Source organism: Gemmatimonadales bacterium (assembly GCA_036279355.1).
GTDB lineage: Bacteria > Gemmatimonadota > Gemmatimonadetes > Gemmatimonadales > GWC2-71-9 > DASQPE01.
Window position 1 is genome coordinate 17,443 of sequence record DASUJH010000034.1, and the last position, 26,866, is coordinate 44,308.

The following is a 26,866-nucleotide window of genomic DNA, read 5'->3' on the forward strand; positions in this document are numbered from 1 at the left end:
CCATGGAAGATACTGTGGCTGGTCGCTATGATGCCAATCCGACCGGGCTTAATCCCGGTCGGCGCCGAGCGATTTCTCGAGGAGAATCCACACCCGGCCGCCGATGTACCCCTCCCGGCGCAGCACCCGCCGCCACCCCAGCGCCCCAAGCAGCGGCTCCGACTCGAGGTCGTCAGTCCAGAACTCGGCCAGCTGCGCACCCGCCTCGCGCGACCGCTCCTCGAAGGCCGCCAAGAGCTGGTGCGCGTAGCCCTGGTGGCGCTCCGACGGCAGCACCGCCACGTCGAGCAGTTGCGACACACCACCCCGTACCGAGAAGCGGAGGCCCCCGATCCAGTCGCCGATCTCGTTGCTCAGCACGAGATAGTGATCGTTGACCGGGCTCCCCCAGCCCGCGGCGTCGCCCGACTCGCTCGATTCGCTCACGAGCTCGGCGAACCACTGTGCGAAGTCGCTGTCCTGTTCCATTTCTCTGATCTGGCGCTCGTCCATTGACCGACCCATCCTCCTGGTGGTCTGCCACCAGCCCTGAGCAACACTAATGCCAATCGCAACTTGGTCTGGCCGTGGGCTCTGTCACTCGACCGTTGCGGCGCCGCTCCAATGAAACGCGCGTCACCGCCGCGGCGTTCCGCCTCGCGTGCGCCCGCGCTATACTCCGATCATGGCCACCGCTGCACCCGCCGGACGGCCCGTCACCGTGCCCTGCGCGTTCTGCGGGCGACTCAACCGCGTGGACATCGATCGCCTCGCCGCCGGTCCCAAATGTGCCCAATGCGGCCGGCCCATCCGCCTCGACCGTCCCCTCAAAGTGACCGACGGGGACTTCGACTGCGTCATCGGAGGGTCGAGCCTCCCCATCGTGCTCGACTGCTACGCCGACTGGTGCGGACCCTGCCGCATGATGGCCCCGACCCTCGACGAGTTCGCCCTGGAGTTCCAGGGCCAGGTACTGGTCCTCAAGCTCGACACCGATCGCAATCCGGCGACCACGCCCCGGCTTGGCATCCGCGGCATTCCTACGCTCATCGCGTACCGTGGCGGCCAGGAGCAGCGCCGGCACGTAGGGCTCGCCGATCGATCTACGCTCGAAGCGCTCGCCGGCGTGGGGGGCGCCCCCTAGGCCGCAACGCGGCCGCCGGCCCCGGTGGCGCATCGCCTTCAAAGGTGCGCCGCGATTCCTCCCACCACTGCGACCAGTCCCACCCCCAGCAGTATTCCCCAAAGCGGCAGCACGAACCGGAACCAGCGGCCGAAGGGCACGCCGAGCGCCGCGAGGATCGCCATGAGCGCACCGTTGGTCGGCGTCACCACGTCGCAGAGGCCGGCGCCGTACTGGTACGCCAGCACGGTCACCTGCCGGGAGAGACCGAGCAGATCCGACACCGGCACCAGGATGGGGATCGTGAGCACCGCCTGTCCGCTTACGCTCGGCACGGGTATGTGGATCAATGTGTGCGCCGCCACCATGGCGGAAGCGGAGAGCGCCACCGGCAGGTGCGCGAGCGGGGTAAAGAGCCCGTGGACGATGGTGTCGAGAATGCGGCCCTCGTCCAACGCGATGTAGATGGCTCGTGCAAAGCCCACGATCATCGCCGCCCCCGCCATCGCGCGGAAACCGGTCACGAACGCCTCCGCGGTCCCCGACCAGCCCATGCCGGCCACAAGCCCGGCCGCGAGTCCCATGAGGAAGAACACCGCCGACAGCTCGTCGAAGCCCCAGCCGAGCCGCAGGACGCCCACGACGAGCAGCACGAACGCAGCGAGGACGAGCAGTAGCACCACGGCCTCCCGGCCGCGGGGAGTGGCCGCGGCGGTCTGGTCGGGGAGCGCCTCGCGCATCGGATCGGGCTTCCGCCTGGTGCGCGCCGCATAGCGCATGGTCCAAGCGATCCAGATCGTGAGGGCGAGAGCGAGGAAGAGCGCCCGGTACGCGCTGCCCGAGAGCGGCGGCAGCTCGGCCAACTTCTGTGCGATGCCGACCTGGAACGGATTGATGGGGCTGAACGCCGAGCCGATAGCTGCCGCGCCCACGCTGATGGCTGCCGCCGTCACCGCGTCGAAGCCGAGGCGGCGCGTGAGAACGAGGAGGAGAGGTACGAACGCGATGATCTCCTCCTGCATGTTCTCCACCGCGCCGCCGGCCGCAAACGCGAGCGAGGCCACCGGGATCACGAGCGCCTCCCGCGTGCTGAGCTTGCGCACCATCCATCCCACCGCTTCGCCGAGGGCGCCGGTCTGCTCCACCACCGCGAAGGCGCCGCCCACGAGAAAGACGAGGAACACCACCGAGGCCGCGTCTACCAACCCCTTGGGTACGGCGACAACCGCCTCGAACGGCCCGACGGGCCGCGCCTCCACGCGGGCGTACGTTCCAGGCACGACGACGCTGCGCCCCGTCGCGGGATTCTCACGCCGCTCGTACCGCCCCGCCGGCAGTACGTAACTCAGCAGTACGGCCACGACCAGGCAGCCGAGCAGGAGGACGATGGGATGGGGGAGGCGGAGCCTCGACTGAAGCCGAACCCCTAGAGGGTCCGGCACTCGCGGCTCACCGGCGGCGTGTTGGTGCAGGCGATGGATTCGTTCATGCCCTTCGCAATGGGGCCGCACGCGGCGGTCCGGGCCTGCCGCTCCGCGTCATCGGTCGATGCCGCCGACGCGGCGGCATGCCCCGATTTTCCGTTGTAGGCAACGGCGACGGTGCACTCGAACCGCTGGGACGCGAGCGTCGTGTAGAGCAGCAGCGCGGCGAACGCGGCGAGCGCGACCAGGGTGAGAACCGTGCTTCGGCGCGGCATGTCGATCTCCGGATGGATGCCGGAATATTTCCCGCCGGCACGGGTGACGCCAGCCACTGCCGGGCCGCGCCGCCGCGCGAATAGTATTCAGGCGTCAGCATGGGAAGGCTCGATGCGTGAGTCGGGGAAGACTGGTTGGACTTGGCGCGGCGCACTGCGGCTGCTGGCCGGCGCGAGCGGCACGCTGACGGGCATGCTCGCGGTCGTGCTCTTGCTCGATTGGTCCGGTCTCCCCGGCCCCGGGGCGATCCCGGCGGACGCGGCGCGATTTCTCGGCGCACTCGCCCTGTTCGCGGCGGCGCTCAGCGCGCTGTTGCTTCTGGCCGCGTCGTGGCCGGGAGAGGTGCGGCCCCGGCCCCGCGGCCCCGGCGGCGGTGAGCCGGTGCCGCTGGATCGGCGCGCCTCCGGCCGCGCTCGGCGGGCCGCCTAGGTGGCGGCCATTCCGCGCGCCGCGCTTGCGCTGGCGCTCGCCGCCGTGCTCGCCGGCGCGGCGGCGTTCGCCACCACCAGCGTCCAGCGCGATACCGGACCCAGGGTGGTGCTCTACCGGGCCGCGCGTGACTCGATGAACGCGGTGTTCATCGACGGCAATCGCCACTGGAACGAGCTGGCCGACCTCAACACACTGGAGCGGATGCTTGGCACTGTACGTCCGACCCAGCGCGAATTCCTGGGCTGTCTGCAGGGCCACGTCGATGGCTCGACCGTCGTGATTGATGGTTGGGTGCCCGCCAGCAACATGAAGCAACTTCAGCTCGCCGTCACCGGCGACTGCGACAGCGTGCCGCGGCTCGTGGGCACCTGGCACACCCATCCCTACCACGCCGACGTCGACAACAAGCCGGTCAAGGAGCGCTCGCTCTCGAAGCAGGATCTCATGACCTTCGGCGAGTCGTCATTCCCGGTGACGCTGGTCGTCTGGGACGTGGACTCGATCGATGTCGCCGCCCGCGGGCGCGGCGGTGAGATCCGCCACCCTGCGCCGCTTCGGGTGACGCCGCTAGAGTAAGGTGCCCCGGAGGATCACGAGCGCCACGCTGAAGTAGATCACGAGGCCGGTCACGTCCACCAGCGTCGCCACGAATGGGGCGGACGCGCTCGCCGGATCGAAGCCGAGGCGGCGGAGCACGAACGGCAGCATCGAGCCGGCGAGCGAGCCGAAGAGTACCACGCCCACGAGCGCCATCCCCACGGTGAGCGCCACCAGCCGGTAGTTCGCCCCGTAGTCGTACCATCCCACGGCCTGCCACGTGAAGATGCGCAGGATGCCGATAAGCCCGAGGATCACGCCGAGGGCGAGGCCCGACGGCAGCTCGCGCATCGCCACGCGCCACCAGTCGCGCAGCGTCACCTCACGGAGCGCCATCGCGCGGATGATGAGCGAGGTGGCCTGCGACCCTGAGTTGCCGCCCGAGCTGATGATGAGCGGAATGAAGAGCGCCAGCACTACGGCGCGGCTGATCTCCGCCTCGAAGTGCCCCATTGCCGTGGCCGTGAGCATTTCGCCGAGGAAGAGGGCGCAGAGCCACCCCGCCCGCTTTTTCACCATGTTGATGAGCCCGATCTGCATGTAGGGCTCCTCGAGCGCCTCCATACCGCCGAACTTCTGCACGTCCTCGGTGTTTTCGCGCACCAGCGCATCGATGATGTCGTCCACCGTCACGATGCCGAGCACCCGCTGGGCGTCGTCGAGCACGGGGATTGCCAGGAGGTTGTACTTGGAAATGAGCCGCGCGACCTCCTCGCGATCAGTAAAGGGCCGGACGCTCACCAGCTTGGGCGCATCGCTCACCTCGGCGACGTGCTGGTGCGGGTCGGCCACCATGAGCTCGCGGAGCGACACGACGTGGCGGAGCCGCTGATCGCGCGGGTCCAGCACGTAGATCGCGTACACCGTCTCCTTCGCCTGGCCGACCTCGCGGATGTAGGCCTGGACCCGCTCGACCGTCCAATCGCCCGGGACGCCGAGATACTCGGTCGTCATGATGCCGCCGGCGCTGGTCGGCGGATAGCGCATGAGCAGGTCGAGCGCCTGCCGCGTGGGCGCGGCCAGGACATGGCTCAGCCGTCCGCGTGCCTCGGGGTCGAGCTCGCGGAACAGCTCTACCTGCTGGTCGGCCGACATCGCCTCGACCAGCGGCACCGCGCGCGACGCATCGAGCCGGGCCACGATCTCGCCGCGGCGGCTCAACTCGGGCTCGTCGAACACCTGCACGGCGCGGTGGAACGGCAGCGCCGCCACCACGCGCACCGCCGGCTCGAGCGGCAGGTCGTTCAGCGCCTCGGCGATGTCGGCCGGGAGAAAATCGGCGCACGCAGCCTGGAAGTCCTCCTCGTCGCCGGAGAGGAGGTAGAGCAGTTCGGGGGAGGGGGGGGCGGACTTCGCGGTCATGGCTCGGACGGGCTCGGCGTGGGCGCGGAACGCACGCACTCCTCGATCCAGGCGAGATAGGCCGGGTTCGCCGCCACGATCGGAAGCGCGATCACTTCAGGAACGTCGTAGGGATGGAGCGCCGCGAGCCGGGCCGCGAGCGCCGGAAAGCGGGCGCGGGTGGTCTTGAGGTGACAGTACCACTCCTCCGCCCGCTCCACCGCGCCTTGCCAGCGGTAGATGCTCGCGATCGGGCCCGCGATCTGAGCGCAGGCCGCGAGTCGCTCATCCACCAGGGCCATGCCCAGGCGCTCGGCTGCTTCGCGCGAGTCGAGCGTGGTGGTGACCTGGCAGCACTCGATCATGGGACGGCTCTGCGCGCCGTGGATTCCTGCCGGCGCGGCGCCGCGCTAGGTGCCTGCGTTGGCCTTGCCGCCCGCCGCACCGGCTCCCGGCGGGAGGTCGGGGGTGTCGGCGGGTCGCTCGCCATCAGCGACCGGTACCACTGCGGTTCGCCAGCCACTCTTGAACTTGACGGTGAGCCGGCTGCCCAGCGTGTCGACCGTGATGTTGACGACGTCGGGCATGGTGCGCGCGTATGCCGTCGCGACGCCCGCGGCGTGCGCCAGCTCCTCGAGCGAGTTGCCGGTGTGCGCCTGAGCGAATGCACGCCCGATGGCGATCACCTCGGCCTCCTCGTGGCCATAGCGCGCCCACTGGTCGGCCGGAGTCAGGCCCTTCTGCGAGCTGATGCGCGGATACACGTCGTACGCTCGGCAGCCGGCGAGTGCCACGAGCAGGATGGCGGACGCGAGCGCACGGTGCATGGACGAGGTCCTCGGCGAGGGGTTCGGCCCGATAATATACAACTCAGAACGTGACTTGGAACTGCGCCAGCACCTCGCCTCGGCGGATGCCGGGCGCGCCGATCTTGCGGGAGATGTACTCCAGCACGCATCGCGTGCGCCGGCTCCATGGATAGGCGTTCACCGCCGCGGTCCACGCCCGGTTCTTCCGCTGCGGGCTCACCGCGTCACGAGTGAACCACTCGTACTTGCCCACGAGCTGCACGCTCGGGATCAAGAAGTAGCCCGCGAGCGCATACCAGCCCTCGTCCACCGGCGCATCGATGCCATCGCGCGATCCGGCGACGTATTCGCCCCGCGCGACGAAGCCGTGCGCCTCGTAGTTGGCGTCGGCGCCGTAGCGGGTGCTGTCGCCGAAGTAGCGCGCCAGGTTGGCGCCCAGGGAGACTCCGGCGATGGGGCGGACGACGAGTCGCGCAACACCCAGCACCGTCGAATCGCGGTTAGCGGTGACGTTCTGGCCCTCGCCGTTGAATACGCCGGTGTAGAGCGTGGCGATCCGATGCATCGTGTACTCGCCCATGAGACCGATGTCGCGCTTGGGCGCGAGTGAGTCCACGACGGTGGAGCGGTCGGCGGTCTCGACCACCGTGAGCGACGTCGTGAACTCCCGGGTGAACGGTGTCTTGAACTGGCCCGCCTCGAGCGCCCACGGCCCTCGCGGTGCGTAGCGGACGTACGCGTCCTGGAGCGAGACGGTGGCGCTGCCAGCGCCGGCCGAGCCGGTGCGGAACTCGCCCTGGATGCGCCAGGTGAGCCCGGGCGCGACGGCTCCGCCGGCCGCGAGCCGCGCGCGGTTGATGCTCGCAGTGAGCCCGATGTCTGTCTGGTAGGTTTCGCGGACCTGCGCGTAACCGCTGAGACGCACGATCGGCGCCTCGGCCGACTTGTCGGGAGCTGGCGCCGACTGGGCGGCGAGCGGCGCTGCGGCCGCGAGCAGCAGGAGCGCCCGGCAGATGAAGCGGAGCATGGCCACCTTGGGAGGGAGACTCGCCAAGGTATCGCGCACCGGTCCGATAGGCAACACGTTGCCTATCGGACCGCGCGCGGCTACGCTTGAGGCCGCGCGAGCGCCCGGGCAAACGCGCGGGCGCTCGCGCGCTCGACACGGTCGCGCCACGCGCGGTAGAGTCGAATGAGGCGGCGCGCTTCGGGCGTGAGCTCCGCCCGGCCGCGCACGGCGCCGCCTCGCCGAGTCACGACGAGCGGCGTGCCGAGCGCCCGCTCCATTCGCCGGATGCGGGTCAAGCAGGTGCGATAGCTCATCCGAGTGGTACGGCACCCCGCGCGAATGGTCCCCGTGCGATCGATGCCTTCGAGCAGTTGCACATAGCGCGGGCCCATGAGGAACTCGCCGTCAAGCACGAGCCAGCCCTTGATCTGGCCGGCGAGGCCCGGCGGGAGAGCGGAAGCAGCGTCTGGCATCGGTCAATCACCGGTCGAAGCGCAGCTAACATAACGGGGCACGACCCGGCGCGGGCCGCCGAGTCCGGACCATTCTCGAACCGGTTGGAGCGATCATGCTGATCCTCTCGTCCCAGCGGCGGTGTGCGCTGCTCGCCCTCGTTGCGGCGCTATGGGCGTGCGGCCCGCGCGGGGGTGCCAGCGCCACCCCGCATGATGCAGCGCATGGTGGGCAGGACCTCGCGGGGCGCCTTGTGGTGTACAACGCCGGCAGCCTGGCCAAGCCGTTCGGCGATCTGCTGAAGGCGTTTCACTCCCGGCATCCGCGCGTCGCGCCCGCCGAGGAGAACTCCGGCAGCCTCGAAGCGGCGCGCAAGCTCACCGAACTGGGCAAGATTCCCGACGTGATCGGCGTCGCCGACTACGGCGTCATCCCCAAACTGCTCATTCCGGAATTCGCCACCTGGTACGCCAGCTTCGCGACCAACGCGATGGTGCTGGCGTACACCGATCGCTCGACGGCGGCCGCGGAAATCAACGACGACAACTGGTGGCGCATCCTGCTCCGGCCGGGTGTGCGCTCGGGCCATTCCAACCCGGCGCTCGATCCCAACGGCTACCGGACGCTCATGGTCTATCAACTGGCCGAGAGGTTCTATCACCAGCCGGGGCTCGCCGAGCGGCTCCGCCGCGCGGTCCCGGCGCGGAACGTTCGCCCGAAGGAAGTCGATCTGACCGCGCTGGTGCAGGCCGGCGAGCTCGACTACGCCTGGACCTACTACTCGGTCGCGAAGACGACCGGTCTCCGCCACGTCGACCTGCCCGCCGCGATCAATCTGAGCGACCCGTCGAAGGCAGACTGGTACGCAGAGGCGCGCGTGTGGGTGCCGGCCCCGGGCCGCGCCGCCCGCGATTCGGTCGAGTTCGTGGGCCAGCCGATCGTATATGCGCTCACGATTCCCACCGCGGCCCCCCATCCAGAGGTCGCAGCCGCGTTCGTGCACTTCATCTTCTCCCCCGACGGGCAGGCGATCCTCCGCGACGCCGGCTTCGTCGTCCTGCCGAAGCCGGAGCTCGGCGGCCCCGGCACTCCGCCCGCCGGGCTCTTCTGACCGGGCGCGTCCTGCGGTAGCGCGGCACCGGCGCGCGATGCGACGATTATCTTCCGGGCCATGAGCGGCGTTCCGAATCTTCCGGTCCCGGCCAACGAGCCGGTCCTCTCATACGCCCCCGGCACCGCCGAGCGCGCGGCGCTCAAGCAGGCGCTCGGGACGGTGGGCGCGGAGGCCGTCGAAATCCCGATCGTCGTGGGCGGGCGCGAGCTCCGCGGCGCGAGCACGCACCCGGTGGTCTCGCCCCACTGCCACGGGCGCGTGCTCGCGCGGGTTCACCAGGCGGACGCCGCGATCGTGACGCGCGCCGTCGACGCCGCGCTCGAGGCGCACCGGGACTGGAGCCACTGGCGCTTCGAGGATCGCGCCGCCGTCTTTCTCCGGGCCGCCGAGCGCCTCGCCACCACCCATCGCCAACTGCTCAACGCGGCCACCATGCTGGGGCAGAGTAAGACGGCGTTCCAAGCGGAAATCGACAGCGCCTGCGAGTTGATCGACTTCCTACGGTTCAACGTGCACTTCGCCGAGCGGATCTACCGCGAACAGCCCGCCTCCGCGCCGGGCGTGTGGAACCGGCTCGATCACCGTCCGCTCGAAGGGTTCGTCTACTCCGTGACGCCGTTCAACTTCACCGCGATCGGCGGCAATCTCCCCACCGCGCCCGCGCTCATGGGCAATACGGTTGTGTGGAAGCCTTCCGCCACGGCGGCGCTCAGCAACTGGCACTTCTACCGCCTGCTCATGGAGTCGGGCTTGCCACCCGGCGTCATCAATTTCGTCCCGGGAGATCCGGTGCTGGTGAGTGACGTGCTGCTCGCGCACCGCATGCTGGGCGGCATCCACTTTACCGGCTCGACCACCGTCTTCCGGGAGCTCTGGCGGCGCGTGGGCGAGAATCTGAGCGGCTACGTGAGCTATCCGCGGCTGGTGGGTGAGACCGGCGGTAAGGATTTCATCCTCGCGCACGAGAGCGCGGATCCGGCGGCGTTGGTGGCGGCGACGGTGCGCGGCGCGTTCGAGTATCAGGGGCAGAAGTGCAGCGCGGCCTCGCGGCTCTACGTCCCCGACACGCTCTGGCCCCGGGTCCGCGACGCGCTCGTCGCCGCCATCGAGCAAATCCGCGTGGGCGACGTCGCCGATTTCCGCAATTTCATGGGCGCCGTGATCGACCGGCGCGCGTTCGACCGGATCCGCGGGCACCTCGAATCCGCCGGGCACGCATCCGGCGTGCGCATGCTGGCCGGCGGCGGCGCCGACGACCGCGTCGGCTACTTCGTCCAGCCGACGCTGCTCGAGTCCCAAGACCCGGGCTCGACGCTCATGTGCGAGGAGATCTTCGGCCCCGTGCTCACCGCGCACGTGTATCCTGCCGCGCGGTGGGCCGATACGCTGGCGCTGGTCGATCGGACGAGTCCGTACGCGCTCACCGGCGCGGTGTTCGCGCGCGACCAGCGCGCGCTCGCCCAAGCGGACCGCGCGCTCCGGAACGCCGCGGGGAATTACTACGTGAACGACAAGCCGACCGGCGCCGTGGTGGGCCAGCAACCGTTCGGCGGCGCCCGCGCGAGCGGCACCGACGACAAGGCGGGCTCCATCCTCAACCTGCTGCGCTGGGTCGCTCCGCGCAGCATCAAGGAAACGTTCGCGCCGCCGACCGACTGGCGCTACCCGTTCATGGCGGAGCCCTGAGGCTGCTGCGACGCGTCGACCGCTGTGAGCGGCGGCGGCGCGAGCGCACGAGCCCGAGTCCCGCCAAGCCGCTCGCCATGAGTAGCAGCGTGCCGGGCTCGGGCGTCGTCGTCACCGGAGGAAATGTGGTCGGCGGTCCGCCCGGTGGCGGAGAACCCGGCGGCGGCGACTCCGGCGGCGGCCCCGCTCCTGGTGGGCCCCCGGTGGGTCCGTTCGAGAGCGGTGGCAGTGCATCGCCGCTGCTCCCGTGGAGCAGCTCGATGAAGAGCCCTGTGCCCAGTCCCGCACCGAGCCCGATCCACGGCCAAGGTCCCGCACTCGCGACCCACGCCGAAGAGTCCGCGGTCGACACCTCGGAGGCCGCGGGGCCTCCGGGCGTCCCGGCCGGAGGCGGGAGCACGAGAGGGGCTGCCGCCACCGGGCGCAGTCGCGCATCCAGCGCCGGATCGAGCTGAAGCGGCGGCACGGCGACGACCTGCGGCCTCGGCCCTGGAGCCACGCCCACATCAAATTGTTGGCACGTCCCGGCCGGCTGGTTGAGCGGCGCCGCCCGCGCGGCGAACGGCAGGGCGCGAGCGCGCCGGTGGCGATGCGGCACCGGCCCCGCCGTTTGCCGCTTTGCGGGGCCGGTCGCATGACGCAAGGGAGCCGGCGTGTCACGCCGCCGGGCCACCCGGTGAGGGATTGCCGCACGTTCCCGGGCCGCCGCTGGCTGCGAGGAGGGCGTGCAGACGGGATCCTGCTGCGGCGCTTGAAGCAGCGCCAGGAGCAGCATGAGCATCGGATCCTCGTGGGTGTGGCGGGGGAAGGCCAACGTACCCCCGATTTCCAGGGTTGTCCATGCGGCCCGAGGGCTTAGCGCCGCAGCGGCGACCGGCTAGCTTGGAGCATGCGTATCGTTCAGGGCCGTGGCGGACCCACTGTGCTCGTGCCGCTCGACCGCGACCGGGCCCGGCGGCAGCGCAGGGTTCGCACGTTCGCCCGCGCCCTCGGTGGCTGCGCGACGGGCGCGGCGGCCGTGCTCCTGTGGCGCGCCGCGCCGATTCCGCGCGTCGGCGCCGCGCCACCGATCGAGGTCGCCGCTGCGGTGGGTCCCACATACCTGCCGCTCACGATCATGGCCCTGGGTTTCCTCCTTGCGCTCCTCAAGGAACGCGCCGGCGGCTTCGTCATGAGCGTGAGCGCGGTCGCGTGGCTCATCGTGGGCCCGGCGCCCGAAGTGCCCTTGCCCATGGCGCTCGTGATCGGGGCCGCCGGCCTGATTGCGGGCCTTTGCTTCATCTGGCTCGGGAATGCCTCGCGCTGAACTGCCCGCAATCCTCGGCGTGCTGGCCCTACTTCTCGCTCCACCGGTCCCCCCCATCCGTTACACATCAGCGCAACTCGACTGCGCCCGCTTTCACGTGCTCACGCGAAGCGACATCGAGACCAGTCTCGCCGGAAGGCGGCGGCGGGAGACGGTCGAGGTCGAAGGGCGCTGGATCGTGCGCGCGGAACCTGCCACACGGGATTCGGCCCGACTGGAGGCCTGGTTCGACACCCTGGCCGTCTGGCGGCGCGGGCCGGAAGGGACGCTCGCGCCGGATACCGACGGCCTGATCGGCGGTCGCTACGGCGGCGAGCTTTCGGCGGATGGCCACTACGTCGCCGAGACACACCCGTTCGTGCCCGACGACCTGGCGCAGGTCGTCGATCTCTCCGACGCGCTCGGCGAGCTGCTTCCCCCGGTCCCGGGCGCGCCGCTCGCCGTCGGCGGTGTATGGCGCGATACACTGAGGGGCGTCGAGATTCGCCGGCTCACCGACAGCGCCGCGGCGTCGGGCGCCAAGCTCGGCCGCTACAAGCTCGCAGTACGCCGCGAGGCGACGGAGGCCCCGGTCTCCGGCGATTCGCAGCCCATTCCCGTCCATCAGACTACACACGAGGATGGCGAGTTCGTCTGGGATCCGGATCACGGCTTTGTGCGGCGGAAAGGCCAAATCGTGGTCGAGACCGACATCCCCACGAGCGGCCGCGTGCGTCGCGCGGTGCGCTCGCGCGTCGAGCAGCATGTCGTGGTGGAGCGGCTCAGCGCCGCGGCGCCCTGCCCCGCACGAAGCGCTGCTCAGGATCGAATAGCGCCGCCGTGAGCCCGAAGGCGAGCACGGTCGTTGCCGCGAGCACCGCGATATCGGTCGAGACGGAGAATTCAGCCGGCTGGCGGAGCGCATGGCGCATCAGGTCGGCCATGTAGGTGACCGGATTGATCCGCGCGAACGCGCGCAGCACGGGCGGCATACCCTGCGTGGGGTAGAGCGCCCCGCTCACGAAGAGCAGCGGAAAAAGCACCACGTTGATGACGCCGCCGAAGTTCTCTACCGAGGTGAGCCGCGCTGCCACCAGCAACCCGAGCGTGGCACTCGCGAGCGCGGTAAGGGCGAGCGCGGCGGCCCCACGGGCGAAGTCGCCGGCAGTCATGGAGAGCGCGAGCGGCGCGCACGCGAGCACGATGGCGCCCTGCACCCCGCCGATCACGGCCGCGGCCACTGCGCGGCCGGCGAGCACCGCGCCGGCCCCCGAGGGACTCGCCAGCATGAGCCGCAGCATGCCGAATTCCCGGTCGTACACCGTCGAGATCGCGGTGAGCATGCCGCCGAAGAGCCCCGCCATCACGATGCCGCCGGGATAGGCGAAGGCCTGATAGCTGAGGCCGCCCTCGATTCGCGTGATCGAGTTGAAGCCGGCGCCCACGAGAAAGACCCAGATGAACGGGCGGACGAGGCCCGCCAGCAGCCGGCTGCGCTGCCGTACGCTCCGGACGAGATCGCGCACGACGATCCCCCAGGCGGTGCTGACACCGCTCACGAGCCGAACTCGCTCTCTCGCGCCTGCGTGCGGTCGAAGTAGACGTCCTCGAGGGTGGCGGGCCGGAGCGCCAGGCGGGTAATGCGCGCCGCGCCCGCCGCCGCTGCCAACTTGCCTGCCACATCACCCCCGCCGCCGAGGGCGATCCGCCAGCCTCGATCGGTGGGACGGGCGGAGCGTACGAGCCCACGTGACCGGAGCGCCTCGAGCACGCCCGCCGCGCCCTCACCTTCGAGCTCGGCCACCTGTTCGCCGAGCGCGCTCCTGAGCGCGGCCGGTGCTTCGTCAGCCACGACCCGTCCGCGGGCGAGCATCACCACGCGATCGCTCGGCTCGGCTTCGGAGAGGTAGTGGGTGGAGAAGAGGATCGTGGCGCCGCGCTCGCTCCGCTCCGCGTCGAGCAGGCGCCACATCCGATCGCGATGCTCGGGGTCGAGTCCGACCGTCGGCTCGTCGAGGATGAGCAGCGGCGGGCGGTGCAGCGTGGCGCGGGCGATGTCGGCAAGACGCCGCCAGCCGCCGGAGAGCTGGCGTGCGGGCTGGCCGGCTCGCGCGGCGAGGCCGGTCCGCTCGATGGCCTGCTTCACTGCGTCGCGCTGCAGCTGACCACCCAGGCCCACGAGCCGCGCGGCGAAGCGGAGATTTTCCTCCACTGTGAGGAGGCCATCGATGCTCGGTTCCTGGAAGACGAGACCGAGCCGGCGCCGCACGGCCGCCCGGTCGCGCACGACGTCGTGCCCGAACACCCGCGCGGCGCCACGGCTCGGGGCCAGCAGCGTCGCCAGCAGCAGCATGGCGGTCGTCTTGCCGGCGCCGTTCGGGCCGAGAATGCCGACGAGGGCCCCGGCCGGAAGGCTGAGATCGAGCGCAGCGAGCGCGCGCGTCTTGCCGTAATCCCGGCCGAGGCCCTCGGTCTCAATCGCGAGCGGCGGTCCGCTCACGTCGCTGGCGCGGCCCCGGACCTCACGCCCCCTGCGGCTCGGCGGCGAAATCCCGATACTCGTATTCGGCCGGCTCCTGCTCGCCGAGCGCCTCGTCGATGATATGGCGGAACGGCGTGAGCCCGCACACCGGATCCGGGTTTGCCGCGTCGCCGGTGAGAGCGAAGGCCTGGCAGCGGCACCCACCGAAGTCCACGGACTTCATGGGACAGGTGCGGCACGGCTCCTTCATCCATGCGTCGCCGCGGAACGCCTGGAACCCGGGCGACTCGTGCCAGATCCAGTCGAGCGGTCGATCGCGCACGTTCGGAAACGAGAGCGTCGGGATCGCATACGCACCGTGGCACGGCAGCGCCAGTCCGTTCGGCCCCACCACGATGTAGAACCGGCCCCATCCGCCGTAGCAGGCCTTGGGCCGATCCTCGAAGTAGTCGGGCAGCACGAAGAGCATCTGCATCTTGCCCTTATAGCGCTGCATCCGCTCTTCCGCGATCGCTTTGGCACGGCGCACCTGCTCGCGGGTGGGCATGAGCGTCGCCCGGTTCCTGAGCCCCCAGCCGTAATACTGCGTGTTGGCAAGCTCCAGCCGATCGGCGCCCAGGCTCGCGGCCATGTCGATGATCTCACCGATCCGGTCGAGATTCGCTCGGTGCAGCACGACGTTGATCGAGAACGCGAAGCCGAGCTCGGTCACGAGCGCGATGGCCGCGCGCTTCTGCTTGACCGAGCTCACCCCGGCGATCCGCTCGGCGGACTCGACGTCGGAGTCCTGGATCGAGATCTGCACGTGCTCGAGCCCCGCCTCGCGCAGCGCGTGGGCCCGCTTGCGGGTGAGCCCAAGGCCGGAGGTGACGAGCGTGCTGTAAAGTCCGAGCCCGCGGGCGTGGGCCGCAAGCTCCTCGAGATCACGGCGGACGAGCGGCTCGCCGCCGGAAAGGCCGAGCTGCAGAACTCCGAGCTCGCGCGCCTGGGTGAAAACCCGCTTCCAGTCTTCGGTCGCAAGCTCGCCTTCGGCGCGAACCAGCTCGAGCGGGTTGGAGCAGTAGGGACAGTGCAGCGGACAGCGATGTGTCAGCTCCGCCAGCAGCGTGGTCGGACGTTCGGAAGTCATCGGATCAACTCTCTCTCGGCCAGGTACGACAGGTATTCGGTCACGTCCGCCGTCACGTCCGCCTGGTAGCGCTCACGCAGGATTGCCGCGATGTCCGCCACCGTGCGCTGGCCGTCCACGAGCTCGAGCACGGCCGCGCCGGTCTCGTTAAGCAACACCGCGCCCTCGGGGTAGAGCAGAACGCGCCGCTGGCGCACGGGGTCGAAGTCGAGCCGTGCGAGGCGCCAGAGGCGGGGGACGAAATCGGTCGAAAGCGGCATCGCGACTCAGGCGGGCTGGCCGTCCTCGCGGTAGGCGTTGTGGATGGTGTCGATCATGGCCCAGAGCAGATCGAGCTTGAATTTGAGGGCCTCGAATGCCTGGCGCTGGGTGTCGACAGTGGTGCAGTGCCGCTTCACGACGGCGAGGCCGTGATGCACGTCGCGGGGCGCCTGCACGAGACGGCTGCGGAAGTAATCGAGCCCCTCGGGCGGAATCCACGGATAGTGCTTCGGGAAGGCCTCGATCCGCTGCTGGTGAATCTTTGGCGCGAACAGCTCGGTGAGCGAAGATGCTACGGCCTGGACCCAGGGCTTGGCTTTGCAGAAGCTCACGTAGGATTCGCAGATGAAGCGCACGGCCGGCAGCACGTGGCGCTCGTCTTCCATTGCCTCCCGCGGCACGCCGAGGGCCACCCCAAGTCGGATCCAGAGCTCGATACCGCCGGTGCCCGGCGCGGTGCCGTCGTGGTCAATGATGCGCTGGATCCACTCGCGCCGGAGGTCGGGGTCGGGGCAGTTGGACAGGATGGCGGCGTCCTTCCGCGGCACGACGCGCTGATACACCAGCCTGTTGGCCACCCAGCCCTGAAACTGCCGCTGGGTGAGCCGGCCGGCGTACATGAGCTGGTGGAACGGATGCTCCACGTAGTACGAGCCGCTGAAGTTGCGCAGCGCCTGCTCCAGCTCGTCGGGCGTAAGCGGCCGGACGAGCACCGGAAACGGCGGCGCTGGCGGCGTGGCGAGCCGGTCGGCGGACAGTGTCGCGGTCGTCATTTCAATTCGTTCTCCATCGCATGCGCAGTCATATCTCGAAGTGCATTCCGTCCATTCCAACAGTGAGGCCGGCCCGCTCGACCAGCGCCCGCTCGGGTGAGCCCTCCACCAGCACCGGGTTGGTGTTGTTGATGTGGGTGTACACCCGGTGGCGTCCGGGCAGCGTGGCCAGCAATTCCAGGCTCCCTTCCGGCCCCGACATCGGCAGGTGATCCATCTGGCGGGCCGTCCGGTCGCCGATGCCGAGGGCGATCAGCTCGTCGTCAGTCCAGAATGTCCCGTCGAAAAGTACCAGGTCTGCAGCGTGGAGCCGCGACATGAGCCGTTTGTCCAGGCCGCCGCACCCGGGCACGAAAGCGCAGACTCCGCCGGTTGCGCTGTCCCGGAGCAGGAGGCCAACGGTGTGTCCCTCGGCTTCGGTGCTCGCGAATCGCGGCGGGCCGGCCGGCACGGCGAACGCCTCGACGGTGACGCCCGTCTCCGTGCCATGGGCATATCGCAGCGCTACCTGCCTTCCAAGATGCAGCTCGACCAGATCCACATCGGCGAAGGCGCGAGTCACTGGCAACAGCCGGGAATCCCGCTCGAGCACCTCGGCCACCGCACATGTGGTGTAGAGGCGGAGCCAGCGGCCCTCGCGAAGCAGGACGATGCCGAGCGTGTGGTCCAGCTCTGCGTCGGTGGCGACGACTCCGGCAACGGGTACGTGACGGGCGCCCGTGGGGACGGGGCTCGGAAGCCGGGTCAACTGTTCGCGGATGTCCGGCGAGGCGTTGAGCAGGAACCAGCGCGAACCGTCGACGCTCACCGCTGCGGACGACTGGGTCCGCGGCCGGGCGCGCGCCGGGTTACTACGCGCGGTGCGGCAGGGGGGACACCAGCAATTCCACTGAGGAAATCCGCCCCCGGCCGCGGTGCCAAGCAGGATGATCTGCACCTGAAAACGCCGAGGGGCTCGCTTGCGCGAGCCCCCCGTCTGCATTGCGTTGCTTAGAGGGTCGCGACGTAGGCGGTCACTTCCATCGTGACGGCCACGACTTCGGCCTCGGGCTTGGTCCAGCGCATGTGGTGCCTCCGCTAGTGATGGTGGTGGGCCTCGTGCGGCCCTGAGACATTCGGTGGGGTTTTTGCCCCAGCCGGGCGTACGCTCGGCCCGACGACGCCCGCAGATACGCAGGCTGCGTGCCGCTTTTGAGTCAAACGTGTATCACATACATAAGGCAACCGCTACCATAGCATTACGTAACAGCGGATCATCCGGCCCAGCGCTGAAGCGCAGCGCCGAGCATTGGGTCAACTCACTCCAAGTGGGTGATTCCACCCACCCGCCGTCAGCCCTGAATGCCGAACTTCTTGAGGCGGTAACGCAGCGTGTCGCGGCTGATGCCGAGCCGCTGGGCCGCCCGGGTCTGATTGCCACCCGCTTCGCGGAGCGCCTGCTCGATCAGATTCCGTTCCCAAGTGTTGAGATCGCCGCCATCGGGGGGCAATGCACCGGGCGAAGGTGAAGGGCCCGAGGGGCGTGCGGCGCCCGCGCTCTCGCCAACCGTGGATGCAGGCGGAGCCGAAGTTGCGACGGGGCCGGCGGTCGGCTCCCAGATCTCCGCCGGCGCTTCCGCCGGGCTGGCGAGCGAGAGGTGCTCCAGCTCGAGCGTGGATCCCTGGCTCCAGAGCGTGGCCCGCTCGATCACGTGGCTCAGCTCACGCACATTGCCCGGCCAAGGGTAGGCCAGCAGCTGGTCGCGCGCACGCGGGTCGATTCGCCGCACCGCCTTTCCGTACTTCGCGCTGAACTGCTGCAGGAAGCGCTCGGCGAGCAGCAGGATGTCGTTACCCCGCTCGCGCAGCGGCGGCAGGCGGAGCAGGATGACCGCGAGGCGGAAGTAGAGATCACGACGGAAGCGGTCGAGCTGGACGCCGCGCTCCAGGTCGCGGTTGGTGGCGGCGAGAATCCTCACGTCCACCTTGCGGTCCCGTATCCCGCCCACGCGCCGCACCACCCGCTCCTCGATGGCGCGGAGCAGCTTGCCCTGAAGTGACAGCTCCACGTCGCCGATTTCATCGAGAAAGAGGAAGCCGCCGCCGGCCGCCTCGAAGAGCCCGAGCTTGGATTCCTTGGCATCGGTGAAGGCGCCGCGCTCGTATCCGAAGAGCTCCGCCTCCATGAGCGAGGCGGGCAGCGCGGTGCAGTTCACCTCGATGAACGGCTTGATCGACCGCGGGCCCGACGCATGAATGGTCCGCGCCACGAGTCCTTTCCCGGTGCCGGTTTCACCGGTGATGAGCACCGGCGGCGTCTCGTCCAGCGCCGCGATCTGGCTGGCGCGCTCGAGGACAGCGCGCACGGCCGGCGACTCGCCCACGATGCCGGCGAACGGTACATCACGGGCCGCGCGTCCGCGGTAGTACGACAGCTCCTGCTTGAGCAGCGCCGTTTCGCGGGCGCGGTCGGCCAGGAGCTTCAGCTCCTCGAGGTCCACCGGCTTCTTGACGTAGTCGAAGGCGCCGAGCTTCACGGCTTCCACCGCGCCCTCGATCGAGCCGTAGGCCGTCATGATCACGACCGCAATTGCCGGATCGAACTCGCGGATCCGCTTGAGCAGGTCGATGCCGCTCATGCCGGGCAAGCGCACGTCGGAGAACACCACGTCGGGCCGAAGGCTCTCCAGCAGGCCGAGTGCGGTCTCCGCGTCGCCGGCCACCTCCGCCTCATAGCCCTGCTCAGCGAGGTACGCCTTCACCGCACGCGCGAGGGTGCGCTCGTCATCCACGATGAGGACCGTGGAGCCGCTCACGCCGACCCCGCCCGGGCAAGGGTCTCTTCGGCCGGGGCATCGGCCGGGAGCCAGATGCGCACAGTGGTGCCGGCACCGGCGCGGCTCGCGATCTCGAGCCGGCCGCCGTTCTGCTCCACGTAGCGTTTGGCGATGGCGAGTCCGAGTCCCGTGCCCTCCGCCCGCGTGGTGAAGAACGGCTCGCAAACCGAGGGCAGGACCTGTTCGGGGATGCCCTTGCCGGTGTCGGCGATCTCAACCGCAACGCCGCAGGTATCGGCCGCGTCCGCGGGCGCCGGCTGCGGTGCGCCCCGCGCTGCGATGGTGAGCCGACCGCCGGCAGGCATCGCGTCGAGCGCATTGGAGACCACCTCCACGAGCGCCTGCTCGAGTTGCATTGGGTCCACGCGCACCGGCGGCAGATCCGGGGGAACCGCGAGCGTAAGCTCGACCTTCTGCTCGCGGAGCGCCGGCGCGAAGGCCGGCAGCAGGCCATCGATTAGCTGTGCGACGTTCTCGCGAAGCCGGTGGAACGGCGCGGGCCGCGAGAAGCTGAGCAGGTGGCTCACACGCCGGTCGAGCCGGTCGACTTCTTCGATAATGGACGTGAGATGCTCGCGGGCGGCCGGCGAGTCGGGGTGGCGCTGTACCAGCTGCGCGGAGGCGCGGAGACTCGCGAGCGGGTTGCGCAGCCCGTGGGCGACGGCGGCGGCCATCTCGCCGATCGAGGCAAGCTTCTCCGACTGCACGAGCTGGGATTGGGTGCGCTCGAGCTGGCCGATCTTGGCGGCAAGCTCGGCGTTGAGCCGCACCATGGCCGCGCGCGACTGCCTCAGGCTGTCGGTCATGCTGGCAAAGGCGCGCGCCAGGTCGCCCACCTCGTCGCGCGAGCGCACGTCGATCGGGTGCTCGAGGTCGCCGCCGCCGACCACCGCCATGCCCTCGCGAAGCTGGTTGATGGGCCGCGCGAGGCTGCGCGAGATGACGAGCGATGTGAGCAATCCGGCCCCGACGGCCACGACGATGATGGCAAGCAGAATGCGGCGCTCATTCGCGACGATCTGCTGCACCCCGGCAAAGGCGCGTTGCACGCTGAACTCGCGCGCGCGCCGGTAGATGTCGTGATTCATCTCGGTGAGCGCGGGAAAGAGCCGCTGCTGAAGCTCCCGCCGCGCGAGCGTGTATGCCGAATCGCGGTGCCCGGTATCATAGAGCGTGAAGACGCTGTCGGCCGCCGTCTGGATGCTCGTTTGAAGCGTCCGCACCCGGTCCGCGAGCTCGTGCTCGTCGGGCCGGAGCTCGGCGGTCCATCGGGTGAACCAGTAGTCCACCACCTGCCCATTGAGGCGGAACTCGTCCCGCGCGGTCGGATCGAGACCGCTGAGATACCGCCAGACGACCGCGTTCTGGTTGAACATGGCCGTCTCGACTTCGGCGTAGGTCCGCGTGCGCGTGAGGCTGTGGCCGAGGGTTTCCAGCGCGCGCTGTTCCAGTGCGTTGCTGCGGATCGCCTCGGCGCCGACCAGCAGCACCGGGAGTACCATCAGCGCGGAACCCAGCAGGAGCTTGCGCTGAAAGGTCATAGCGCCGGTGGAGACGCCGGCGCCGCGCTCGCGAGGCCCGCGTCCCGCCACCAGCGGTAGAAGGTCGCCCGGCCGATGCCGAGGGCGCGGGCCGCGGCGGTCCGATTGCCGCCGTGCGACGAGAGCGCGCGGAGCAGGAGTGCACGCCGGTCGTCCCGGTCGCGCGGCCCGGCGGCCTCGGCGGCGGGCGCGGCGGGTGCCACGCTTCGCGATGCGGGCGGAAGTCGGTCCGGGCTCAGCACGGCGCCGGGCCGGCCTTCGAGCGACGCGATGGCCTGACGAATCACGCGGTCCAGCTCGCGAACGTTGCCGGGCCATGGTCGCGCCTGCAGCAGGGCGAGCGTTTCGGGCGGGATGGTCTGACCCGGCGCGCCATAGCGCGCGAGCAGGTGCTCGGCCAGCAGTCCGATGTCTGACCGCCGCTCGCGCAGCGGCGGCACCGCGAGCCGCACGACCCGCAAGCGGGTGTACAGATCCTCACGGAACCGTCCGGCTTCGACCTCGCGCTCGAGCGGGCGGCTGGACGCGGCGATGATGCGCAGATCCACGCGGCGCGGCGTCGGATCGCCGGCGCGCTGCATCTCACCGGTCTCGAGCACGCGGCAAATCCGCGCCTGGAGCGCGGGCGGCAGTCCGCCCACTTCGTCGAGGAAGAGCGTGCCGGTGTGGGCCAGCTCGATCCGGCCGATCGTGGTCCCGACCGCACCGGCGGGGCCGCCCCGCACCTGGCCGAACAGCTCGCGTTCGAGCGCCGGCGCTCCGAGCGCGGGGCAGGCGATCGTGATGAGCGGCCGCTCCGCGCGCCGGCTCCGGGCGTGAAGCAGTTGGGCGAAGAGCTCCTTGCCGGTGCCGCGCTCGCCCTCGATCAAGACCGGCGCGTCGCTCGGTGCGACCGCTTCGACGAGCTGGTAGAGGGCGCGCATCGATGGGTGCTCACCGACCAGGGCGCCGTACCCGGGGCGCCCGCCCGCGGCCACCTGCTGGCGGCACAAAATGGCGAGGTCGCGGATGAGCAGCAGGACCCCGATGCCGCCGGCGCCGTCGCGCCAGGGGGTGGCGCTCATCTCGGCCGTGCGGAGGTTGCCCTGGGCGCAGAGGACGTCGCCGACCGCGTGGGTGCGGGTCCCACTCTCGCGGGCGCCCCAGAGAAGGGCTGCCATTGCGGGTTCAAGGCGCACGACGTCGCGCCACGGCCGATGCATGGCCGCGTCAGGCGCGAGTCCGGTGACGCGGCTCGCCGCGGGGTTGTGGAGGACGACTCGGCCGGCCGCGTCCACGGCCACCGCGCCGTCGTCGCTCGCATCGAGCCACGCGGCGACGATGCCCGCGGTGAGCGGGGCGAGCGCGGAGGGGCCGGTTGGCACAGGATCGCGACGCATGTGGGGCATGGGGTGTACGACGCTTCGTCGCGAGAAGTATGGCGGTCCCGCCGTCAGTGCGCCATCCCGCGGTCCCCGGTCGTGCGGCCCGTCCGGAAGAGCAGCAGAAGCGGCAGGCTCACCACCAGGCTCACGCCCATGATGAGGAACACCTTCTCGAACGCGATGACGCTCGCCTGACGCTCGAGAACGAACTCGAGAAGCGCGTACGCCTTCATCCGCGCCTGCTCGAGCCCGCCGCCCAGCGTGTGCATGTGCCGGGTCGCCATTTCGAGCCATGCGCGCACCGCCGGCTGGCCGGCGTCGAGATGCGGCACCAGCGCGGTGCGCGCCTGCTCGGTGAAGCGGCTCAGGACCGTCGTCGCGGCAGCGATGCCGAAGCTGCCGCCGAGTTGCCGCGAGAGGTTGAACAGCCCGGTGCCCTGCGCGTACTGGCTGGGCCGGAGATCGGCGACCGTGAGCTGGCTCAGGGGCACGAAGATGAGTCCGAGACCGGTGCCGCGGAGCACCATCGGCCAGAAGAGATCGTGCATCCCGATGGCGAGGGTGAAGCGGGAATGGAGCCACATCGCCCACATGAAGAGGAGGGTGCCGGCCGCGATCATGAGCCGCGCATCGAGCCGATTGCTGTAGCGGCCGACGACCGCCATCGTCACCGCACTCGCGATGGCGCCCGGCAGGATCACGAGGCCGCTGTCCCAGGCGGAGTAGCCGAGCAGCGTCTGGAGAAACACCGGCAGGGCGAAGACGCTCGCGTAAAGGCCGAAGCCGAGGGTAACGCCGAACGCCACCCCGGCAAAGAGCTGGCGATTGCGCAGGATCCGGAGGTCCACGATCGGCTGCTCCGCCACCAGCTCGTGCCAGATGAAGGCGACGAGGCCAATGCCGGCGACGATCGCTTCGATGAAGATCTCGCGCGAGCCGAACCAGTCCTTCGACTCGCCGCGCTCGAGCAGGATCTGGAGCGTGCCGATGCCGATGATGAGCAACGCGAGCCCGAGCCAGTCCATCCGGTCGGTGCGCTCGGACGTGTGCACCGGCTCGGGAACGAAGCGCCACGTCATGACTGCCGCGACCGCGCCGAGCGGCAGGTTGATGTAGAAGATCCAGGGCCAGGAGTAGTTGTCCGTGATCCAGCCGCCGAGCGTGGGTCCGAGCGTGGGACCCACCATCACGCCCATGCCGAAGATCGCCATAGCGACGCCGCGCTCCTCCAGCGGGAACACGTCGAAGAGGATGGCCTGCGCGGTCGAAATGAGGGCGGCGCCGCCGATGCCCTGGAGCACCCGCGCGCCGATCAGCTGCTCGAGCGTGTGCGCGTTGCCGGCGAGAAACGACGCGGCGGTGAAGAGGAGGATCGAGCCCGTGTAATAGTTGCGCCGCCCGAAGCGGGCGGAGAGCCAGCCGGTGATCGGCAACACGATCACGTTGGCGACGATGTACCCGGTGCTCACCCAGGCGATCTCATCGAGCGTGGCGCCGAGATTTCCCATCATGTGCGGGATCGCGACGTTCACGATACTCGTGTCGAGCAGCTCGAGCACGCTGGCGAGCACCACCGCGAATGCGATGAGATAGCGGTATCGATAGACGTCCGCGCGCGCCAGGCCACCGGCGGGCGCGGGGAGCGAAAGCGTGGCCACGGATCAGCGGGTCGTGATCGTCGCCTCGACCGACATGCCGGGGCGGAGCGGCCGCGCTGGATCGATGCTGCCGTCCACGGCGATGCGCACCGGCACCCGCTGCACCACCTTGGTGAAGTTGCCGGTCGCGTTATCGGGCGGCAGCAGCGCGAAGCGCGCCCCGGTGGCGGGGCTCAGACTCTCGACGTGGCCGAGAAAGGTGCGGCCGGGGTAGGCGTCCACCGTGAACGTCGCCTTGTCGCCCACCGACACGCCAGGGAGCTGGGTCTCCTTGAGGTTTGCCGTCACCCACACGTCGCGGAGCGGCACGATCGACATGAGCGCCTGACCCACCTGCACCAGTCCGCCCGGCTCTACGCTGCGATTGGCCACCACACCGTCCGTCGGCGACAGGATGTATGCGTAGCTCAACTGCAGGCGGGCGTTGTCGAGCGCAGCTTGCGCCGCCTCGAGCCGCGCCGTGGCGCCGGAGAGCGCGGCGGTGGAGGCCGAGACCTGGCTGCCCGCCGCGGCGGCTTGCTTGCGTGCGGCGTCGAGCTCGGCGGCGGCGGCATCGTAGGCGGCCTGCGCCGCGTCGAGTTGCTGGGCGGCCACGATCTGCTTGGCGGCAAGTCCCCGAATCCGCTCCAGGTCGGACGCGGCGCGCTTGAAGTTCGCCTCGGCGGAGGCCACGCTCGCCCGGGCGCTCGCGGCCTGGGCCCTGGTCGTGGCGACCTGCGCCGTAGCCTGGCCGGTCTGCTGCGCGGTTCCCGCCGCCGCGCGGGTGCTCGCGAGCTCGGCTTCCGCTTCCTGGACGCGCACCTTGAGATCCCGGTCATCGAGGACGACGAGCGTGTCGCCCGCCTTCACCCGCTCGTTGTTGTCGACCAGGACGCGATCCACGAACGCCTGCACCTTGGGCGAGACTACGACGATGTGACCGTCCACCTGGGCATTGTCGGTCGAGGCGTGGCTCCGGCTGTAGATCCACTTGCGGCCTGCCCACACGGCCCCGGCGAGTACGACGATGCCGGCGATGAGGAACGTGAGCCAGCGCCGCCGCGAGCGCGGGGCAGGCAGTTCGCTGTCGACGACCTCGTGCTCGAACGTCTCGGTCGAAGGGCGGCGGGGAGCGGTGTCGGTTGCCATGGTCGTCTCGTTCCGCGCGGTCGGCGCTTCCGCCGCCGGCCGCTAACGCAATTGGTCGATGATGCCGAGCGCGCGGTAGGCGCGCACTCGTGCGGTGCCGTAGTTCAGCCGAGCCTGGATCAGCGCGTCGCGCGCGGCGATCACCGCGCTCTGCGCCTGGGTGGTCTCGACACTTCCCGCCACACCGGCCTGGAATCGCTGCTGGGCCTGGGACAGCTCCTCCTCGGCCAGCCGGAGCCGCTCTTCCGCGATCGCGGCCTGCTGGCGCGCGGAGGCAACGTCGAGCACCGACTGGCGCGCTTCGGTCTCGATCCGATTGCCCAGATCGCGCTCGCGGATCTCCTGCGCCGCAAGCCTGGACTCCTGCTCCTTCACCCGGCTCCGGCGGCTGAATCCGTCGAGGATCGGGACCGTGATGCCCAATTGCACGTTGTAGGTGCCGGCGAGGTTCCCGAGCCCGGGCCCGGTCTGCTGGTAATAGCCGCTCACACCGAGACTCGGGATGCGTTCGAATCGGATCGACTTGAGATTCTGCCGCGCCGCCTCGGTGCGCTGCCGTGCCGCCCGCAGCTCGGCGCGATGGTCTCGCGCGTAGCGGGCGGCGGCGGCGGGATCGAGCGGGATGTCGACGGCGCCGAGCCCGAGCGAATCGGCAAGGTCGAGCTCGGTGCCGGGCGGCAGGTCGAGCGTCCTGAGGAGGTCGAGCCGGGCGCGGTCAAGCGCGTTGCGGGACACCTCGAGCTGGGTGCGCACGGCCGCGTAGCTGACTTCGCTCCGGGTCCGGTCGATTGCGGGGCTCACGCCGGCCTGGACCAGTTGCCGCGCCTGGTCGAGCAGGTCCGCGGCCACGGCGCTGTCGGCGTCGCGGGCGGCCACCGTCTCCCGCGCGCTCAGCACCCCGAGGTACGCCAGGCCGGCGGTGGCGCCGGCCAGCTCGCCCACCGCTTGCGCGTCGAGTCCCGCCGCCACCGCGGTGTCGCGGGCGGCGCGGAGCCGCGTGATTGCCGAGGCATCGAACAGGGTCTCCGAGGCGCCGAGGCGAAAGCGCCAGACCGAAAAGTCGGGTGAGATACCGGAGATGCCGGGAAATCCGAACTCGTCGAGGTTGATGGTCTGGCGCGTCACATTCGCCGCGCCGGCCACGGTGGGGAGCAGCGCGGCCCGGCGCTCGCCCACGCGCGCCTCGGAAACACGCGCGTCGAGCTCGGCGATCACCGCGTCAATGCCCTGCTTCCGGCCGAGTGCGATTGCCTCGAGCAGCGTGAGCGGCCCGGTCGGAGGCTTCGGCCCCGCGCGCGCCTGCGCGGCGAGCGGGAGCGGAGCGGCGGCCAGGCCGAGCATCAGCAGCGGTGCGCGCATGGCGTCCCGGCCTCAGTCGCCCATCGGAGAGCGCGTGAGGACGCCCTCGAGGCAGAGTTCGATGATGCCTTCGAGCGCGGCCTCGTCGGAGAGTGCCTGGGGATCAAATTCGCGGTAGAAGCATTGCGAGAGCGAGGTCTGCACCAGGAGCAGCGGCAGCCCGCGCGCGGCGAAACGGTGCGCCACCGGCCTGAATTCGCCACTCGCAATGCCGCGGTCGAGTACCAGCTCGAGCAGGCGGCGGGCGCGGAGGATCACTTCGTCGAAGTAGAAGCGGCCGAGCTCGGGGAAGCTCGTCAGCTCGGAGGTGACCAATCTCGCGATCCGTCCGAGACCACCCCGCTGCATCCGGTCGAACATCGTGCGCACGAGCGTCACGAGGAGATCGCGGTAGGGGCCCTCGTGCTGCTCGACCAGTGCTTCGCCCTGCTCGATCATGGGGACGATTTTCGCCCGCACCATCTCGCGGAAGAGCGCTTCCTTGGAATCGAAGTAGAGATAGACCGTTCCCTTGCTGACTCCGGCGCGCTGGGCCACGTCGTCGAGCTTGGCGCGGGCGAAGCCGTACTCGCCGAAAATCTCCTGTGCGGCATCGAGGATCTCTTCGGGGCGGGCCTCGGGGCGCCGTTGCCAGCGCGGTGCGGGTGGGTTGGATTGGGGAATCACCAGAACTCCAAATTAGTTACTGACCGGTCAGTAAGATAACCGCGCAGCGACGGGCGTCAACCGAGTCCGCCGGCCGACGGGGCCGGCGCGCAGTCTTACTCCTTAACCGGAAGCCGCGCCGTTGATTAGATCACAGCGCCAAGTCCGCGCGTCGGGGAGCG

General features: G+C 70.0%; 28 protein-coding genes. 7 read left to right on the forward strand and 21 right to left on the reverse strand.

Annotation, left to right across the window (positions count from 1 at the left end):
* Positions 1 to 48 precede the first annotated feature (48 nt).
* Positions 49 to 492 (reverse strand): GNAT family N-acetyltransferase, encoded by a 444-nt coding sequence (locus VFW66_09140; protein HEX5386850.1) that lies wholly within the window; start codon positions 490 to 492, stop codon positions 49 to 51.
* A 172-nt stretch (positions 493 to 664) separates the two neighbouring features.
* Here VFW66_09140 and VFW66_09145 point away from each other — a divergent pair, with 172 nt between their 5' ends.
* On the forward strand, positions 665 to 1,123 hold the full coding sequence (locus VFW66_09145) for a thioredoxin domain-containing protein (GenBank protein HEX5386851.1): 459 nt from the start codon (positions 665 to 667) through the stop codon (positions 1,121 to 1,123).
* A 38-nt stretch (positions 1,124 to 1,161) separates the two neighbouring features.
* Here the strand turns inward: VFW66_09145 and VFW66_09150 are convergent, their stop codons facing one another.
* Both VFW66_09150 and VFW66_09155 read right to left on the reverse strand, forming a co-directional pair.
* Positions 1,162 to 2,544 (reverse strand): hypothetical protein, encoded by a 1,383-nt coding sequence (locus VFW66_09150; protein ID HEX5386852.1) that lies wholly within the window; start codon positions 2,542 to 2,544, stop codon positions 1,162 to 1,164.
* Positions 2,529 to 2,801 carry a hypothetical protein gene (locus VFW66_09155; protein HEX5386853.1) on the reverse strand — a complete coding sequence of 91 codons (273 nt, stop codon included), beginning with the start codon at positions 2,799 to 2,801 and terminating at the stop codon, positions 2,529 to 2,531. The genes VFW66_09150 and VFW66_09155 overlap by 16 nt, the downstream gene beginning before the upstream one ends.
* A gap of 112 nt (positions 2,802 to 2,913) precedes the next feature.
* Between VFW66_09155 and VFW66_09160 the strand changes: the two genes are divergently transcribed.
* Both VFW66_09160 and VFW66_09165 read left to right on the forward strand, forming a co-directional pair.
* Positions 2,914 to 3,231 (forward strand): hypothetical protein, encoded by a 318-nt coding sequence (locus VFW66_09160; GenBank protein ID HEX5386854.1) that lies wholly within the window; start codon positions 2,914 to 2,916, stop codon positions 3,229 to 3,231.
* Entirely contained in the window at positions 3,232 to 3,810 is a 579-nt protein-coding gene (locus tag VFW66_09165) for a hypothetical protein (protein ID HEX5386855.1), read from the forward strand.
* On the opposite strand, the gene mgtE is transcribed toward VFW66_09165, so the two are convergent.
* The 5 genes from mgtE to VFW66_09190 form a co-directional block, all read right to left on the reverse strand.
* Positions 3,802 to 5,193, reverse strand: a complete 1,392-nt coding sequence (gene mgtE, locus VFW66_09170) for a magnesium transporter (GenBank protein ID HEX5386856.1) — start codon at positions 5,191 to 5,193, stop codon at positions 3,802 to 3,804. The two genes, VFW66_09165 and mgtE, sit on opposite strands and share 9 nt — an antisense overlap.
* Positions 5,190 to 5,537 carry a divalent-cation tolerance protein CutA gene (cutA, locus tag VFW66_09175; GenBank protein HEX5386857.1) on the reverse strand — a complete coding sequence of 116 codons (348 nt, stop codon included), beginning with the start codon at positions 5,535 to 5,537 and terminating at the stop codon, positions 5,190 to 5,192. Before cutA ends, mgtE begins: the two co-directional genes overlap by 4 nt.
* Positions 5,538 to 5,582: 45 nt before the next feature.
* Positions 5,583 to 5,999, reverse strand: a complete 417-nt coding sequence (locus VFW66_09180) for a hypothetical protein (GenBank protein ID HEX5386858.1) — start codon at positions 5,997 to 5,999, stop codon at positions 5,583 to 5,585.
* A 43-nt stretch (positions 6,000 to 6,042) separates the two neighbouring features.
* Positions 6,043 to 7,008 carry a porin gene (locus VFW66_09185; GenBank protein ID HEX5386859.1) on the reverse strand — a complete coding sequence of 322 codons (966 nt, stop codon included), beginning with the start codon at positions 7,006 to 7,008 and terminating at the stop codon, positions 6,043 to 6,045.
* Between the two features lie 80 nt (positions 7,009 to 7,088).
* Complete coding sequence (locus tag VFW66_09190; protein HEX5386860.1) at positions 7,089 to 7,463, reverse strand: LysR family transcriptional regulator; 375 nt, start codon at positions 7,461 to 7,463, stop codon at positions 7,089 to 7,091.
* A 95-nt stretch (positions 7,464 to 7,558) separates the two neighbouring features.
* Between VFW66_09190 and VFW66_09195 the strand changes: the two genes are divergently transcribed.
* From VFW66_09195 to VFW66_09210, 4 genes are all read left to right on the forward strand, one after another.
* Positions 7,559 to 8,554, forward strand: coding sequence for an extracellular solute-binding protein (locus VFW66_09195; protein ID HEX5386861.1), 996 nt, complete (start codon positions 7,559 to 7,561; stop codon positions 8,552 to 8,554).
* 60 nt (positions 8,555 to 8,614) lie between these two features.
* Positions 8,615 to 10,243, forward strand: a complete 1,629-nt coding sequence (gene pruA / locus VFW66_09200; protein HEX5386862.1) for an L-glutamate gamma-semialdehyde dehydrogenase — start codon at positions 8,615 to 8,617, stop codon at positions 10,241 to 10,243.
* 889 nt (positions 10,244 to 11,132) lie between these two features.
* Positions 11,133 to 11,549: a hypothetical protein gene (locus VFW66_09205; protein HEX5386863.1), complete on the forward strand. Its 417-nt coding sequence runs from the start codon at positions 11,133 to 11,135 to the stop codon at positions 11,547 to 11,549.
* Positions 11,536 to 12,372 carry a hypothetical protein gene (locus VFW66_09210; protein ID HEX5386864.1) on the forward strand — a complete coding sequence of 279 codons (837 nt, stop codon included), beginning with the start codon at positions 11,536 to 11,538 and terminating at the stop codon, positions 12,370 to 12,372. The genes VFW66_09205 and VFW66_09210 overlap by 14 nt, the downstream gene beginning before the upstream one ends.
* On the opposite strand, the gene VFW66_09215 is transcribed toward VFW66_09210, so the two are convergent.
* From VFW66_09215 to VFW66_09275, 13 genes are all read right to left on the reverse strand, one after another.
* Positions 12,311 to 13,087 carry an ABC transporter permease gene (locus VFW66_09215; GenBank protein ID HEX5386865.1) on the reverse strand — a complete coding sequence of 259 codons (777 nt, stop codon included), beginning with the start codon at positions 13,085 to 13,087 and terminating at the stop codon, positions 12,311 to 12,313. The genes VFW66_09210 and VFW66_09215 overlap by 62 nt on opposite strands.
* Positions 13,084 to 14,028 carry an ABC transporter ATP-binding protein gene (locus VFW66_09220; protein ID HEX5386866.1) on the reverse strand — a complete coding sequence of 315 codons (945 nt, stop codon included), beginning with the start codon at positions 14,026 to 14,028 and terminating at the stop codon, positions 13,084 to 13,086. Before VFW66_09220 ends, VFW66_09215 begins: the two co-directional genes overlap by 4 nt.
* 22 nt (positions 14,029 to 14,050) lie before the next feature.
* Complete coding sequence (gene pqqE / locus VFW66_09225; GenBank protein ID HEX5386867.1) at positions 14,051 to 15,139, reverse strand: pyrroloquinoline quinone biosynthesis protein PqqE; 1,089 nt, start codon at positions 15,137 to 15,139, stop codon at positions 14,051 to 14,053.
* Positions 15,136 to 15,399, reverse strand: coding sequence for a pyrroloquinoline quinone biosynthesis peptide chaperone PqqD (pqqD, locus tag VFW66_09230; GenBank protein ID HEX5386868.1), 264 nt, complete (start codon positions 15,397 to 15,399; stop codon positions 15,136 to 15,138). Before pqqD ends, pqqE begins: the two co-directional genes overlap by 4 nt.
* A gap of 6 nt (positions 15,400 to 15,405) precedes the next feature.
* Positions 15,406 to 16,173, reverse strand: coding sequence for a pyrroloquinoline-quinone synthase PqqC (gene pqqC, locus VFW66_09235; protein ID HEX5386869.1), 768 nt, complete (start codon positions 16,171 to 16,173; stop codon positions 15,406 to 15,408).
* A gap of 28 nt (positions 16,174 to 16,201) precedes the next feature.
* On the reverse strand, positions 16,202 to 17,155 hold the full coding sequence (gene pqqB, locus VFW66_09240; GenBank protein HEX5386870.1) for a pyrroloquinoline quinone biosynthesis protein PqqB: 954 nt from the start codon (positions 17,153 to 17,155) through the stop codon (positions 16,202 to 16,204).
* A 349-nt stretch (positions 17,156 to 17,504) separates the two neighbouring features.
* The gene (locus VFW66_09245; GenBank protein ID HEX5386871.1) at positions 17,505 to 18,968 is read right to left on the reverse strand and encodes a sigma-54 dependent transcriptional regulator; all 1,464 of its coding nucleotides are present in this window, start codon (positions 18,966 to 18,968) and stop codon (positions 17,505 to 17,507) included.
* Positions 18,965 to 20,530 carry an ATP-binding protein gene (locus VFW66_09250; GenBank protein HEX5386872.1) on the reverse strand — a complete coding sequence of 522 codons (1,566 nt, stop codon included), beginning with the start codon at positions 20,528 to 20,530 and terminating at the stop codon, positions 18,965 to 18,967. The genes VFW66_09245 and VFW66_09250 overlap by 4 nt, the downstream gene beginning before the upstream one ends.
* Positions 20,527 to 21,909 carry a sigma 54-interacting transcriptional regulator gene (locus VFW66_09255; GenBank protein HEX5386873.1) on the reverse strand — a complete coding sequence of 461 codons (1,383 nt, stop codon included), beginning with the start codon at positions 21,907 to 21,909 and terminating at the stop codon, positions 20,527 to 20,529. The genes VFW66_09250 and VFW66_09255 overlap by 4 nt, the downstream gene beginning before the upstream one ends.
* A 53-nt stretch (positions 21,910 to 21,962) precedes the next feature.
* Complete coding sequence (locus tag VFW66_09260) at positions 21,963 to 23,552, reverse strand: DHA2 family efflux MFS transporter permease subunit (protein HEX5386874.1); 1,590 nt, start codon at positions 23,550 to 23,552, stop codon at positions 21,963 to 21,965.
* Positions 23,553 to 23,555: 3 nt separating this feature from the next.
* Positions 23,556 to 24,680, reverse strand: coding sequence for an HlyD family secretion protein (locus VFW66_09265; GenBank protein HEX5386875.1), 1,125 nt, complete (start codon positions 24,678 to 24,680; stop codon positions 23,556 to 23,558).
* A 42-nt stretch (positions 24,681 to 24,722) separates the two neighbouring features.
* A complete protein-coding gene (locus VFW66_09270; GenBank protein HEX5386876.1) occupies positions 24,723 to 26,039 on the reverse strand; it encodes a TolC family protein in 1,317 nt (438 codons plus the stop codon).
* Positions 26,040 to 26,051: 12 nt separating this feature from the next.
* Complete coding sequence (locus VFW66_09275; GenBank protein ID HEX5386877.1) at positions 26,052 to 26,705, reverse strand: TetR/AcrR family transcriptional regulator; 654 nt, start codon at positions 26,703 to 26,705, stop codon at positions 26,052 to 26,054.
* Positions 26,706 to 26,866 lie beyond the last annotated feature (161 nt).